The sequence below is a fragment of the Roseivivax halodurans JCM 10272 genome (assembly GCF_000521785.1).
Lineage (GTDB): Bacteria > Pseudomonadota > Alphaproteobacteria > Rhodobacterales > Rhodobacteraceae > Roseivivax > Roseivivax halodurans.
In genome coordinates, this window is record NZ_JALZ01000001.1 from 306,898 (window position 1) to 321,365 (window position 14,468).

A 14,468-nucleotide genomic window follows, 5' to 3' on the forward strand; every position below is an offset into this window, starting at 1 on the left:
AAGCGTTTATCGCGCGTTCACCTATCTCGTGGGAGCCTACGCCATGCTGCGTTTCATCATGTCCTTCTTCGGCGCCATCTTCTCGATGGTCACGCTCGGCGTGGGCATGCTCGCCCTCTCGCTCGGAGCGGTGTTCTGGATCTACGGATCGGACCTGCCGAGCCACGAGAGCCTCGCGCAGTACACGCCGCCGACGATCAGCCGGATCTATTCGACCGAAGGCCGGATCATCGACGAGTTCGCGCAGGAACGCCGGCTCTTCACGCCTGCGAACGAGATCCCGGACATGGTGAAGCAGGCCTTCATCTCGGCCGAGGACAAGAACTTCTACCAGCACTCGGGCTACGACACCCGCGGCATCGCGGCCGCCGTGATCGATGCGGTGAAATCCCGCGGCCAGGACGTGCGCGGCGCCTCGACCATCACCCAGCAGGTGATGAAGAACTTCCTGCTCTCGGGCGACCGCCGCGCCGAGCGCAAGATCAAGGAGATCATCCTCGCCACACGGCTCGAGGAGACGCTCTCGAAGGACAAGATCCTCGAGCTCTATCTCAACGAGATCTTCCTCGGGCAGAACAGTTACGGCGTGACCGCGGCGGCGCAGACCTATTTCAACAAGTCGCTGAGCGAGCTCGAACCGCACGAGGCGGCGTTCCTCGCTTCGCTGCCGAAGGCGCCGTCGGACTACCATCCCGTCCGCAACAAGGAGCGGGTCACGGCGCGGCGCGACTACGTGCTGCGCGAAATGTTCCAGAACGGCTACATCGCCGAGGACACCTACGAGGCGTCGGTGAACGAGCCGCTCCGGACCGTTCAGAACGGCGATTTCGAGCCGTTCCGTGCGAGCCTGCCGCCGCGCGGCTACTTCACCGACGAGATCCGCCGCCAGCTGTCCCAGGATTTCGGCGAGGAGAAGTTCTTCTCCGGCGGCTTCTCGGTCCGCGCGACGCTCGATCCCGAGATGCAGGTCGAGGCGTCCCGCGCCCTGCGCGAGGCGCTCGAGAACTATGACCGCTCCCGCGGCGTTTGGCGCGGCACCGGCAAGACCATCGAGGAGGCCCAGCTCGGCACGGAGGCGGACTGGCGCGCTGCGCTGCAGGGCGTGAAAGTTCCCCGCGACATCGAACTCGAGCGTCCCTGGCACCCCGCCGTCGTGCTCGAGGTCGGGGACAGCGCCGCGCGCATCGGCATCGAGGGTGTCGATGAGGATGAGGACGGCCACTGGATCCCGGCCGAAGACGTGACCTGGGCGCGCAAGTGGAACCGCGAGACCGAGCGGCTCGAGGACCGCGCGAACGTTGCGGGCGACCTGCTCGACGTCGGCGACGTGGTGCTCGTGCGCGAGATGACCTCGGACGACGACGGCAGCTTCATCCGGTGGTCCCTGCGGCAGGTTCCGGTGGTCGAGGGCGCCTTCATGGCGATGGACGTCAATTCCGGGCGCGTGCTGGCGATGCAGGGGGGCTTTTCCTACCAGCATTCCGTCTTCAACCGGACGACGCAGGCCAAGCGGCAGCCGGGCTCGTCCTTCAAGCCGTTCGTCTACGCGGCGGCCCTCGACAGCGGCTATTCCCCGGCGACGATTGTCGTGGACGCCCCGATCGAGATCAACACGCCGCAGGGGCTCTGGCGGCCCAAGAACTACACCAACCAGTTCTACGGTCCGACGCCGCTCCGCACCGGCATCGAGCGGTCGCGGAACCTGATGACCGTGCGCCTTGCGCAGGAGATCGGGATGAGCACGGTCGCCCGTTACGCGGAGCGCTTCGGCGTCTACGACGACATGGGGCTGCACCTCGCCAACGCGCTCGGGTCGGAAGAGACCACCGTCTTCAAGATGGTCGCCGCCTACGCGATGTTCGCCAATGGCGGCGAGCGGGTCGAGCCGACGCTCGTGGACCGCATCCAGGACCGCTACGGCAACACCGTCTACCGCCACGACACCCGCGATTGCGTGAACTGCGTCGATCCGAACCTGCCGACCGGCTACGGCCCGCGCATCGTCTCGGACCGCGAGCGTATCATGGACCCGGTGACGGCCTACCAGATCACCTCGATGATGCAGGGTGTGGTCGATCGCGGCACCGCCGCGGGCGCGGTCAACCTGCCGGTTCCGACCGCGGGCAAGACCGGCACCACCAACGATGCCAAGGATGTCTGGTTCGTCGGCTTCACTTCCAACATCGTCGCAGGCTGCTATATCGGTTACGACCAGCCGCGCACGCTCGGTTCCGGCGCGTCCGGCGGGGGCCTCTGCGGCCCGGTCTTCCAGTCGTTCATGGAGAAGGCGGTCGCAAAATACGGCGGCAGCGAATTCAAGGTCCCCGAGGCGTGCGAGTTCATCAAGATCGACCGCTTCTCGGGCTCGCGCCTGCCCGACGGCGCCAGCGGCGACAACGTGGTCTCGGAATGCTTCCGCGCCGGCGAGCAGCCGATCTTCGGCGTCCAGATGGACGGCGGCTGGGCCATGGGCTCGGGCTTCGAGGTGATCCAGCCCGACGGCCGTGCCAAGCAGGTCACGACCTCGACCGGCAAGAAGGCGGTGGTAGGACCGAAGGCGAGCTTCGGAACGATGTCCTCGGGCGGTCTCTACTGATCGGCGGGAACCAGGCCGGCTTGGCGGGAGCGAGGGGCCAGCCCCTCGCGCTCCCCGGGATATTTCGGTCAAGAAGAAGCGGGGGCCCGGTCCTTGCCCGTCTGGCGGCGCTGGGGTATCAGACCCGCCAGTCCTTTCGGAACATGGGTTAGACAATGCGGGCCGAGGCCGAGAACACCGTCGCGCGGATCGAGAAGTCGCTGGAGCTGCTGGGGCAGCGCCTCAACTGGGAGACCGCCGAGCACCGGCTCGAGGAGTTCAACGCCCGCGTCGAGGACCCCAACCTCTGGAACGATCCCGCGGCCGCACAGAAGCTCATGCGCGACCGTCAGGCGCTGGTCGACCAGATGGAGACCTACCGCTCGATCCGGCAGGACGTGGACGATCAGAAGGAACTGATCGAGATGGGCGAGGCGGAAGGCGACGAGGACATCGTCTCCGAGGCCGAGGCCGCCCTGAAGTCTCTAGCGGTGAAGGCCGAGGCCAAGGAACTCGAGGCGCTGCTCGACGGCGAGGCGGACGCCAACGACACCTTCCTCGAGATCAATGCCGGCGCCGGCGGCACCGAGGCCTGCGACTGGGCGCAGATGCTCCAGCGCATGTATGTCCGCTGGGCCGAGTCGAAGGGCTACGACGTCGAGCTGCAATCGGAAGAGGCGGGAGGCGAGGCCGGGATCAAGTCCTGCGCCTACAAGATCTCCGGCCGAAACGCCTATGGCTGGCTCAAGACGGAATCGGGCGTGCACCGCCTGGTGCGCATCTCGCCCTTCGGCAAGGGCACGCGCGAGACCTCCTTCGCGTCGGTCTGGGTCTATCCGGTCGTCGACGACAACATCGAGGTCGAGGTGAACCCCGCCGACATCCGGGTCGATACGTTCCGCTCGTCGGGGGCGGGCGGTCAGCACGTGAACACCACCGACTCGGCGGTGCGGATCACGCACCATCCGACCGGCATCGTGGTGACCTCGTCCGAGAAGTCGCAGCACCAGAACCGTGACATCGCGATGAAGGCGCTGAAGTCGCGGCTCTACCAGATGGAGCTCGAGCGCCGGCATGCCGAGATCAACGCCCAGCACGAGCAGAAGGGCGATGCCGGATGGGGCAACCAGATCCGCTCCTACGTGCTGCAGCCCTATCAGATGGTGAAGGACCTGCGTACGAGCGTGGAGACATCCGACACGTCGGGCGTGCTCGACGGCGATCTCGACCCGTTCATGGCCGCGACGCTGGCGCTGAAGGTTTCGGGCAAGGCCCGCGCCGACGCCCGCGAGGATTGACCGCGCACGACGCGGCGCGTCCGGTCAGCCGCGCAGGTAGGCCAGATCCTCGTCGTCGAGATCCCCGGCCTCGCACCAGCCGGCGCTGCGGGCCGCGGCCATCACTTTCGCAGGGTCGTCGCCGAGAAACTCGTGAAGCTGCCGCTCCTTGCGGCGTCGTTCCCCGTTCGGAACGTCCGGCCAGCTGACGAAGCCGCGCCACATGGTCCGCCGCCCCTTCACCGGTTCCATCACGTTATAGGCCATGCCGACGCCGTCGCGCCGCGCGGTGACCGCCATGTAACCTGCGCCCTGGGGCAGGAGCGCGCCGCGGAATTCGCGCGCCGCGGGCGACTTTTCCCGCCCCCCATCCGAAACGCTCCTCGCAGGGTCGTAGCCCCTGAGGAAGGCGTGACCGTCCTTGCGATAGACGAGGAACAGACCCCGGATATAGCTGTCCTGGTGGACCGCGCTTGGACGCACGAAGCGGAAGAGGCCGTCCGGAAGAACGACATCGAGCTGCTCCGGTCCCTTGTGGGGCAGGTATTCCCTGACCTCGGGGTGGAGGAACGGACCGTTCGCGGCCGCGGCGACGATCTCGACCGGTTCGAGGAGGATGCGCGCGTCCACCTTGAAGTAACGGCAGATGCGGTAGAGGACGTCCGGTCGGGGAAAGCTCTCGCCGGCCCGGTAGCGGTTGAACTGGGTCCGATTGATCCCGAGCTCGCGGCAGAGCGCCGAGATGGACGGGGAGGCCCGGGACAATTGCTGCAGATTTTCCCCAAGTCGTGTCCTGAGCTCCGCAGGGCTCGGATCCCGCTCTTGTAACGCCATGCTGCCTCCCCATTCGTTGGAGGCGTGAGCTTCGGTGCCTCGAGCGGGCTCCGTGAGCGCCCGCCCCGGTCTTGCGTCAGATTAACGGAGTCGAACGCATAGGATGCAAGGCATGTGACATGATTTTGTTCGATTTATCGGGCGCGCGGTAACATATTACGGTCTCTTTCGCGCTCCGGAAGGATGAAGCGGCACCGGCCACCACCGTGAGGGGTGCCTCGTGATCCATTCTTCCGAATCACGAAAAATTCACGGAGCAGGCCCGTCAGGCGCCGCGCGACAATGCCGCAACGCCGGTGCGCGCGATCTCGACGAGCCCGAGCGGACGCATGAGATCGGCGAAGGCGTCGACCTTCTCGACCGTGCCGGTGATCTGGAAGACAAAGCTCTCGAGCGTCGAATCCACCGCCTGGGCGCGAAAGATATCCGCGAGACGCAGCGCCTCGACGCGCTTGTCTCCGGTGCCCTCGACGCGCAGCAGCGCCAGCTCGCGCTCGACGGCCTTGCCCTCGACGGTGAGGTCGTGCACGTCGTGCACCGGCACCATGCGGCCGAGCTGCGCCTTGATCTGCTCGATCACCTGGGGCGTGCCGGTGGTGACGATGGTGATGCGCGAGCGGTGACCCTCGTGATCGACCTCCGCAACCGTCAGGCTCTCGATATTGTAGCCACGGCCCGAGAAGAGCCCGATCACGCGGGCCAGCACACCGGCCTCGTTGTCGACGAGCACCGCGAGCGTATGGCTCTCCTCGTGCTCGTCGAAGCTGGGGCGGAGGTTGTAGGCCGAATGCTTGGTCGAGCCCTTCTTGATGTTCAGTGCGCTCATGTCCTGTCCCTCATCGGGCGGGCGGCGGTTGTCCGCACCGCGCACCTGCCTTCTTCTTGATCCAAATATCCTCGGGGGTCCGGGGGCGGATAGCCCCCGGCGCTCCTTACACCAGAACCGCGCCGCCGGCCTTGATGGCGTCCTGCGTCGAGGCCTCGCCCAGAAGCATCTTGTTGTGCGGCTCGCCCGACGGGATCATCGGGAAGCAGTTCTCGTGCTTCTCGACGAGGCAGTCGAAGATCACCGGTCCGTCGTAATCGAGCATCTCCTGGATGGCGTCGTCGAGGTCGGCGGGATCGTCCACCTTGATGCCCTTCGCGCCGAACGCCTCGGCCAGGAGGACGAAATCGGGCAGGGCCTCGGACCAGCTGTGCGAGTAGCGCTCGCCGTGTAGCAGCTCCTGCCATTGCCGCACCATGCCGAGCCGCTCGTTGTTCATGATGAACTGCTTGACCGGCAGGCGATACTGCACCGCAGTGCCCATCTCCTGCATGTTCATCAGCCAAGACGCCTCGCCCGCGACGTTGATCACGAGCGCGTCGGGATGCGCGATCTGCACGCCGATCGAGGCCGGGAAGCCGTAGCCCATGGTGCCGAGGCCGCCGGAGGTCATCCAGCGATTGGGGCCCTCGAAGCCGAGATATTGCGCGGCCCACATCTGGTGCTGGCCGACCTCGGTCGCGATGTAGCGGTCGCGGCCCTTGGTGAGCGCTTCGAGCCGCGCCAGGGCGTGCTGCGGCTTGATCGTCTTCGGTGAGGGCTTGAAGGACAGACAGTCGGACTTCTTCCAGTCCTCGATCTGCGCCCACCAGCGCTGGATGCCCTCGCGGTTCACCTTGCGGCCGCGCGACTTCCAGAGCTTCAGCACGTCCTCGAGAACGTGGCCCACATCGCCGAGGATCGGGATGTCGGCACGGACGACCTTGTTGATCGAGGAGGGGTCGATGTCGATATGCGCCTTGCGCGAGCGCGGCGAGAAGGCGTCGATCCGTCCGGTGATCCGGTCGTCGAACCGCGCGCCGACGTTGATCATGAGATCGCAGCCATGCATCGCGAGGTTCGCCTCGTAGAGCCCGTGCATGCCGAGCATGCCGAGCCAGCTCCGTCCCGAGGCGGGATAGGCGCCGAGACCCATCAGCGTCGAGGTGATCGGAAAGCCCGTCGCCTCGACAAGCTCGCGCAGAAGCTGGCTCGCCGCGGGACCCGAATTGATCACCCCGCCGCCGGTGTAGAAGACCGGACGCTCGGCGGTCTCGATCGCCTCGACCAGCTCCTCGATCATGGCCATGTCGCCCTTGACCTTCGGCTGGTAGCGCGCAGTCTTGGCCTTCGCCTTGCCCTGATATTCGGCGCTCGCGAATTGCACGTCCTTCGGGATATCGACGAGGACGGGACCCGGGCGGCCTTTCGTGGCGACGTGGAACGCCTCGTGGATGACCGCCGAGAGGGATCCGGTGTCCTTGACCAGCCAGTTATGCTTCGTGCAGGGGCGGGTGATGCCCACCGTGTCGGCCTCCTGGAAGCCGTCCGAGCCGATCATGAAGGTCGGCACCTGGCCGGTCAGGACGACGAGCGGGATCGAATCCATCAATGCGTCGGTGATGCCGGTGACCGCGTTGGTCGCGCCGGGACCCGAGGTGACCAGCACGACGCCCGGCTTGCCGGTCGAGCGGGCATAGCCCTCGGCCGCGTGGACCGCACCCTGTTCGTGCCGCACGAGGATGTGGCGGATGTCGCTTTGCTGGAAGATCTCGTCATAGATGGGAAGTACCGCGCCGCCGGGATAGCCGAAGACCACCTCCACGCCCTGATCCTTCAGGGCCTGCACCACCATCTTCGCTCCGGTCATCGCCTTGGTCATCTCATCCGCTCCGTACTCAGGCGTCCATCACTTGCGCATAAAAAAGCCCCCGGACTGGTCTCCGGAGGCGCATGGGGTCAGAGAAGGGTCTCCGCTTACCGGCCCATGCGCCATTGTCCTACGAGGTCTACGAGAAGGGTCGTCATCCGCGGCGGTCCTTTCCTGCGCAACCGGTACCTACGGCGCTTGTCCCCGGGCGTCAACCACGATGGGGCGAGAAAAATGGCGCGAAGGCTGTGTCATTCTTTCCGATTGTTGCTTCCGGCGGAGTGGCGAAGGACATATTCGGCAATCGTCACATCAATGCGAGGCCTGGTCGGCACGGCACACGCAATGGTGAGCCGTCGCATGGTGACGGGCGCCACCTCGGGCGCCATGTCGGGGCCAAACGACAGGAGACCGATCATGCTGACCCGCCGTGCCCTCATCGGCACCGCCGCCGCGACGCTCGCCCTGCCGGCATACGCACAATCGCGTCCCGATTTTGCGACGCGCGCCGCGGAGCTCGACCAGATCCACGCCCTGATCGTGCGCCGGGGCGGGGCGGAGACCTTTGCCGAACGGTATGGCGGGGCCGGGCTCGACGGCATCGCAAACGTCAAATCGGTGTCGAAGACGGTTCTCGCCCTGCTGACCGGGATCGGGATCGAACGCGGCGTGCTCTCGGGTGTGGATCAGGCCGTGGTGCCGCTTCTGGAGCGCGGGCCCTACGGTGATACGCGCGACGAGATCACCGTCGGGGATCTCCTCTCGATGCGGGCCGGGCTCGCCAGCGTTTCGGGCGGCAATTACGGCTCGTGGGTGTCGAGCGGCGACTGGGTCGGATACGTGCTCGACCAGGAGCGCGTCTCACAGCCCGGCGGGCGATTCAACTACTCGACGGGCGGATGGCACCTGCTGGGCGTCGCGCTCTCGAACGCGGCGGATCGGTCGCTGCTGGAGCTCGCGCGGAGCTGGCTCGGGGAGCCGCTCGGAGTGGATTTCGCGCCTTGGGTTGCGGATCCGCAGGGCAATTACCTCGGCGGCAACGACATGGGGGTGAGCCCGCGCGGGCTGTCTCGGATCGGGCAGATGGTGCTCGATGGCGGCCGCTGGGAGGGCGAGCAGGTCGTGCCGCAGGACTGGATCGCCCGGTCGTGGGAGCCGAACGCCCGCTCGCCCTTCTCAGGCGACCGCTACGGCTACGGCTGGTTCCTGAGCGAGGTGGCGGGCACGCCGGTGCGGTACGGGCGCGGTTATGGCGGGCAGGTGCTCGCCGTCGCGCCGGAGCGGGACGTCGTGATCGCGATCACCTCGGACCCGACGCAGCCGGCCCGCTCGGGCGGTTATTTCGGCGACCTGAAGGACCTGATGGCCGCGATCCTGCGCGAAGACGTCTGATCAGGCCCGGCGGCGGCGCCGGGTCGTGGCCGCGCCGAAGCGCACCTCCGGGATGTCGACGACTCGCCGAAGCTCCGGAAAGGGCGCGCTCGCGTGGGGGATCGCATTGGCGGCGACGAAATGCTCCTGGAACCGCGGCTCGACCGCCGTCTCGACCTTGGTGATGGCGCGAACCAGCCGCTCGACTTCGGCGCGGGCTTCGACGTCCAGCAGCGCGATCCGCGCGCCGGTCCCGGCTGCGTTCCCCGCGCTCGTGACCTTGCCCAGCGGCGCGTCCGGGATCATGCCGAGGACCATCGCGTGCAGCGGCGAGATATGCGCGCCGAACGCGCCGGCGAGCACGATCCGGTCCACGCGGTCGACACCCATCTCGTCCATCAGGAGCCGAGCACCGGCGTAGAGCGCCGACTTGGCGAGCTGGATCGCCCTTATGTCGCCTTGGGTCACGGTCACCAGCGGCCCTCCGGCCTCGCACCCGTCATGCAGCACGTAGGAATGCGTGCGTCCGTCGGGTAGGATCCGCTTCGATCCGGTCTCCTCTGGCGAGCCGATGAGGCCGCCCGCGTCCACCAGCCCGGCAAGGCGCATCTCCGCCACCGCCTCGATGATGCCGGAGCCGCAGATGCCGGTGATGCCCTGCGCGCCGACCTTCTCCACAAAGCCCGGCTCGTCCGACCAGAGATCGCAACCGATGACCTTGAGGCGGGGCTCCTTGGTGACCGGATCGATGCGGATCGCCTCGATCGCCCCGGCGGCGGCACGCTGGCCGGACGAGATCTGCGCACCCTCGAAGGCCGGGCCCGTGGGCGATGAGCAGGCGAGGACGCGCCTGCGGTCACCAAGTAGGATCTCGGCATTGGTGCCGACATCCACGGTAAGGGATAGCTCGTCCGAGAGGTCGGGCCGCTCAGACAGCGCCACCGCGGCGGCGTCCGCGCCCACATGGCCCGCGATGCAGGGCAGGACATAGACGCGCGCCGCGGCGGGCAGGGCGGCGAGACCGATGTCATGGGCGCTGAGCGACAGGCTGTCCGAGGTCGCGAGAGCGAAGGGCGCCTGGCCGAGCTCGACAGGATCGAGACCGAGGAAGAGGTGTTGCATCACCGGATTGCAGACAAGCGTCATCTCGAGGATCAGCCCGGGCGCGATCCCGGCCTCGGCCGCGACGTTGCCGACCAGCGTGCCCATGGCGTCGTGCACCGCGGCAGTCATCTCGGTCGCGCCGCCCTCGTTCATCATCGCGTAGGAAACCCGGCTCATCAAGTCCTCGCCGAACCGGATCTGGGGGTTCATGATGCCGGACGAGGCCACCACCGCGCCGGTCGAGAGGTCGGTCAGATGCGCTGCGATCGTCGTCGAGCCAAGGTCCACGGCGAGCCCGTAGATGCCGCCCTCATGCAGCCCCGGCCAGATCGCAAGCAGCCGGTGCGCGCTATCGCGATGCCCTTTGTGGAGCGCGCAAGTGACGCGCCATTCGCCAGTGCGGAGTGCCTTCTGCAGCCCCGCCAGCACCGACGGGTCGATCTCCAGCCGCTCGACACCCCATTCTGCCCGCAGCGCCTCGGCGAGCCGTTCGGCATCGCCCGTTGGAGCGTGCATGTCGGGCTCGGCGACCTCCACGTAGGCCAGCCGGGTGGCGGGGTTCATGGCGATCTCGCGCAGAGCTGCGTCCTTGCGCACGACCTGCCGGTGCACCTGGCTCTCGGGGGGCACGTCGAGCGCCACATCGCCGAGGATCTTCGCCTGGCAGCCGAGACGGCGGCCCGTCTTCAGTCCGCGCTTCTCGTCGTAGCGCGCCTCGACCGCGTTCCACTCCGACAGCGCCTCGGGCCGCGAGACGATGCCATGCTTGGAGAAGTCTCCGAAGGCCGGGGCGATCTGGCATTTCGAGCAGATGCCGCGCCCGCCGCAGACGGAATCGAGATCGACCCCGAGCCGCCGCGCCGCGTCGAGCACCGAGGTTCCAGTCGGCACGCGCCCGCGCTTGCCCGAGGGGGTGAAGACGACGAGGGGATCATCGGCCATGAGGCGCTCCGTTCAAGCCCGCTCCCCATGGCATACGTATATGAATCGCAGCTTGACCGCCCGCCGCGCCGCCTCGCCGCCCGAAAACGACATGGGGGCCGAACTCAGGCGGTCTGGGCCTTTTCCAGCCGTTCGAGCGCGGTCATCCAGAGAGCCTCGGCCTTGTCGAGACCCTGCATGACCTCGGCGTATTTCTTGTTCCAGGTCTCGAGCTCGCCCGCCCGCGTGTCCTCGTAGAGTTCGGGATCGGCGAGCTTCTTGGCGAGCTTGTCGCGCATGTCGTTGAGCTTCTCGACCCGGGCCTCGCATTTGCGCACGTCCGAGCGCAGCGCGAGGATCGCATCGCGCGAGAGCTTCTTCGGCTTGGCCTCGGCCTTGGCCGCTGTCTTTTCGGAGCGCGCCGGCTTGTCGGGGGTGAGCAGCATCTGCCGGTAGGCGGCGAGATCGTCCTCGAAGGGCGCGACGGTGCCGTCCTTCACGAGCCAGAGCCGGTCCGCGACCATCTCCAGCAGGTGCATGTCGTGGGTGACGAGGATCACCGCGCCCTCATAGGCGTTGAGCGCCTCCATCAGGGCCTCGCGGCTCTGGATATCGAGGTGGTTGGTCGGCTCGTCGAGGATCAGCATGTGCGGCGCATGGAGCGTCGCGAGCAGGAGCGACAGTCGCGCCTTCTGACCACCCGAGAGACGCCCGACCTCGGTCTCGGCCTGCGCGGCGCCGAGCCCGAAACCGGCGAGCTGAGCGCGGAGCTGCGGCGGCGCGACGCCGGGCCGGGCGCGCGAGAGATGCTGGAGCGGGGTCTCTTCGATGCGCAGCTCGTCGACCTGATGCTGCGCGAAATAGCCGACGCGCAGTTTCGAGGCCGCCGTCATGTTGCCGTCCATCAGAGGCAGGCGATCCGACAGGAGCTTGGCCAGCGTCGATTTGCCCTGACCGTTCTTGCCGAGGAGCGCGATCCGGTCGTCCTGATCGATCCGCAGGTTCAGCCGCGACAGCACCACCGTCTCGCCGTAGCCGGTCTTGCCGCCTTCGATGTTGATGATCGGCGGCGACAGCTCGCCCGGCTGCGGGAAGGTGAAGCGCCGCGCCTCGGCCTCTTCCGGCAGGGTGATCGTCTCCATCTTCTCGATCATCTTGACGCGCGATTGCGCCTGCTTGGCCTTGGACGCCTTCGCCTTGAAGCGGTCGACGAACTTCTGCAGATGCGCGCGCCGGGCCTCCTGCTTCTTGGCCTGCGATTGCAGGACCGCGCGCTGCTCGGCGCGCTGGCGGGCGAACTGGTCGTAGGAGCCGACCCAGTAGGTGAGCTGCTTCTCCGACAGGTGCAGGATGCCGCCGACCGCGCGGTTGAGAAGCCCGCGGTCGTGGGAGATCACGATGACCGTGTGCGGGTATTTCGCAAGATAGCTCTCGAGCCAGAGCGCGCCCTCGAGATCGAGGTAGTTGGTCGGCTCGTCGAGGAGCAGAAGGTCCGGCTGCGCAAAGAGCACGCCCGCGAGAGCGACCCGCATCCGCCAGCCGCCCGAGAAGGCGGAGCAGGGCATGCGCTGCTCCTCGTCGTCGAACCCGAGGCCCTTGAGGATGTTCGCCGCGCGCGCCTCCGCCGACCAGGCGTCGATGTCGGCAAGGCGGGTCTGCACCTCGGCGATGCGGGTGGCATCCGTGGCGCTCTCGGCCTCGGCCATGAGCTCCGCCCGCTCGGTATCGGCCTCGAGCACCGTGTCGATCAGCGAGGTCTCGGACGAGGGCACCTCCTGCGCGACGCCGCCGATGCGGGCACGCGAGGGCAGGGCGATCTCGCCGCCGTCGAGCGTCAGCTCGCCCCGGATGAGGCGGAAGAGGGTGGTCTTGCCGGTGCCGTTGGCGCCGACGAGGCCCACCTTGTGGCCCGCGGGAATGGTGGCGGAGGCCCCGTCGAAAAGAGGCCGGCCTTCGACCGAATAGGAGATGTTCTCGATGCGCAGCATGCGCTGCGCTCTAGCAGAGGCGTCCGGCTTCGGAAAGCGGGTCCGGAAGGATTGTCCCCGTGCGGGACCGGGAGGGGGATGCGCCCCCTCCCGCAGCGCGTCAGGAGGGCGAGCCCGCCTTGTGCTCTTCCTCGACGTTGCGGTTCCAGATCGACTGGTCGATGCCGCGGTCGAGACCCTCGTGCTGGCGGATCCGGAAGAGCGGCTCCTCGCCGGCTTTCCGCTGCGCGAAGTAGTCCTTCGTCAGCCTGCGCACCGTGCCCGAGAGCAGCAGGAGTGCCACGAGGTTGATCGTCGCCATGGAGGCCATCGCGGCGTCGGCGAAGTTGAACACCTTGGTCACCGGCTGCACCGCGCCCCAGACGACCATCGCGAGCTGCATGCACTTGAAGATCGTCAGCGGCGTCTTGCCCGCGAGCCCGAGGAACTCGAGCACGTTCTCCGAATAGGCGTAGTTGCCGATGATCGAGGTGTAGGCGAAGAACAGGATCGCCACCGCGATGAAGAGCGGCCCCGCGGCACCGATATGCTCCGCCAGCGCGTTCTGGGTGAGCTCCATGCCCGTCACGCCGTCGGGGCCGTAATCAACCGCGCCCGAGAGCATGATCATCAGCGCCGTCGCGGTGCAGATCAGGATCGTGTCGATGAACACGCCGAGGCCCTGGACGAGGCCCTGCGACGAGGGGTGGTGCGGCTCGGGAACGGCGACGGCCGCGATGTGAGGCGCCGAGCCCATGCCCGCCTCGTTCGAGAAGAGGCCGCGCTTGACCCCGTTCAGCACCGCCGCGGTGAACCCGCCGGTGAAGCCGCCCACCGCCTGGTCGAAGCCGAAGGCCGCCTTCACGATGGTGGCGAGCGCGCCCGGAACTTCGGTGATGTTCATCGCGATGATCACGAGCGCGACGAGCAGGTAGAGGCCGGCCATGAACGGCACGACCTTCTCGGCGACGCGGGCGATCGAGGGAATGCCACCGAAGATCACGATGGCGACAAGGCCAGCGATGACGATGCCGGTGGCGAGCTTCGGAATGCCCATGGCGCCTTCGGCCGCATCGGCGATGGAATTCGACTGGACGGAGACGAAGATCAGGCCGAACGAGCACAGGAAGAAGAAGCAGAAGACATAGCCCAGCCATTTCGCGTTGAGCCCGTGCCACATGTAATAGGCCGGCCCACCGCGATAGCGGCCGTCGTGGTTGCGCACCTTGTAGAGCTGCGCCAGCGTCGATTCCGCATAGGCCGTGGCCATGCCGACGAGCGCCACCATCCACATCCAGAAGATCGCGCCGGGTCCACCGAGGTATATCGCCACCGCGACACCCGCCAGGTTGCCGGTGCCGACGCGGCTGGCGAGGCTGATGGTCAGCGCCTGAAGGGGGCTGATCCCGTCGGACCCGGTGTGCCTCGAGGAGGAGATGACTCGGAAGAACTCACCGAAATGTCGGAACTGCAGACCGGAGAGACGGAAGGTGAGGAAGATGCCCACCGCCAGAAGGCCCCAGACGAGGACGTATCCCCACAGGACCGTGTTCAGGAAATCGACGATGACGGACATGCACACCCCCATTCACGTTGTCGTTGAACATGTTGCAATCACGGATGTATTGCGGCGACGCCATGCGGCAACGCCGACGCCGGACCGGGGGGCGTCATCTCTGCGGTTTTCAATCCCCGAGGGCCATGCTACGGGAGCGCCGATCCGAGCGCCCGCCCTTGATGCGGG

General features: G+C 67.1%; 9 protein-coding genes. 3 read left to right on the plus strand and 6 right to left on the minus strand.

Features of this window, described 5'->3' with window-relative positions:
- Positions 1-43 precede the first annotated feature (43 nt).
- Together OCH239_RS01435 and prfB are read left to right on the plus strand one after the other, a co-directional pair.
- Positions 44-2,596: a penicillin-binding protein 1A gene (locus tag OCH239_RS01435; RefSeq protein WP_037257582.1), complete on the plus strand. Its 2,553-nt coding sequence runs from the start codon at positions 44-46 to the stop codon at positions 2,594-2,596.
- Positions 2,597-2,751: 155 nt separating this feature from the next.
- Positions 2,752-3,873, plus strand: coding sequence for a peptide chain release factor 2 (gene prfB / locus OCH239_RS01440; RefSeq protein WP_037257591.1), 1,122 nt, complete (start codon positions 2,752-2,754; stop codon positions 3,871-3,873).
- Positions 3,874-3,897: 24 nt separating this feature from the next.
- On the opposite strand, the gene OCH239_RS01445 is transcribed toward prfB, so the two are convergent.
- The 3 genes from OCH239_RS01445 to OCH239_RS01455 all read right to left on the minus strand — a co-directional run bounded on the left by OCH239_RS01445 (position 3,898) and on the right by OCH239_RS01455 (position 7,373).
- A complete protein-coding gene (locus tag OCH239_RS01445; RefSeq protein ID WP_037257594.1) occupies positions 3,898-4,686 on the minus strand; it encodes a helix-turn-helix domain-containing protein in 789 nt (262 codons plus the stop codon).
- Between the two features lie 265 nt (positions 4,687-4,951).
- A complete protein-coding gene (ilvN, locus tag OCH239_RS01450; RefSeq protein ID WP_037258098.1) occupies positions 4,952-5,512 on the minus strand; it encodes an acetolactate synthase small subunit in 561 nt (186 codons plus the stop codon).
- 106 nt (positions 5,513-5,618) lie between these two features.
- Complete coding sequence (locus OCH239_RS01455) at positions 5,619-7,373, minus strand: acetolactate synthase 3 large subunit (protein WP_037257598.1); 1,755 nt, start codon at positions 7,371-7,373, stop codon at positions 5,619-5,621.
- 405 nt (positions 7,374-7,778) lie between these two features.
- Between OCH239_RS01455 and OCH239_RS01460 the strand changes: the two genes are divergently transcribed.
- The gene (locus tag OCH239_RS01460; protein WP_037257601.1) at positions 7,779-8,753 is read left to right on the plus strand and encodes a serine hydrolase domain-containing protein; all 975 of its coding nucleotides are present in this window, start codon (positions 7,779-7,781) and stop codon (positions 8,751-8,753) included.
- Here the strand turns inward: OCH239_RS01460 and OCH239_RS01465 are convergent, their stop codons facing one another.
- The 3 genes from OCH239_RS01465 to OCH239_RS01475 all read right to left on the minus strand — a co-directional run bounded on the left by OCH239_RS01465 (position 8,754) and on the right by OCH239_RS01475 (position 14,300).
- Entirely contained in the window at positions 8,754-10,778 is a 2,025-nt protein-coding gene (locus tag OCH239_RS01465; protein WP_037257603.1) for an ASKHA domain-containing protein, read from the minus strand. It lies immediately after the preceding gene.
- Positions 10,779-10,882: 104 nt separating this feature from the next.
- Positions 10,883-12,745, minus strand: coding sequence for an ABC-F family ATP-binding cassette domain-containing protein (locus OCH239_RS01470; protein ID WP_037257605.1), 1,863 nt, complete (start codon positions 12,743-12,745; stop codon positions 10,883-10,885).
- A 100-nt stretch (positions 12,746-12,845) separates the two neighbouring features.
- Positions 12,846-14,300 (minus strand): alanine/glycine:cation symporter family protein, encoded by a 1,455-nt coding sequence (locus OCH239_RS01475; RefSeq protein WP_051489179.1) that lies wholly within the window; start codon positions 14,298-14,300, stop codon positions 12,846-12,848.
- Positions 14,301-14,468 lie beyond the last annotated feature (168 nt).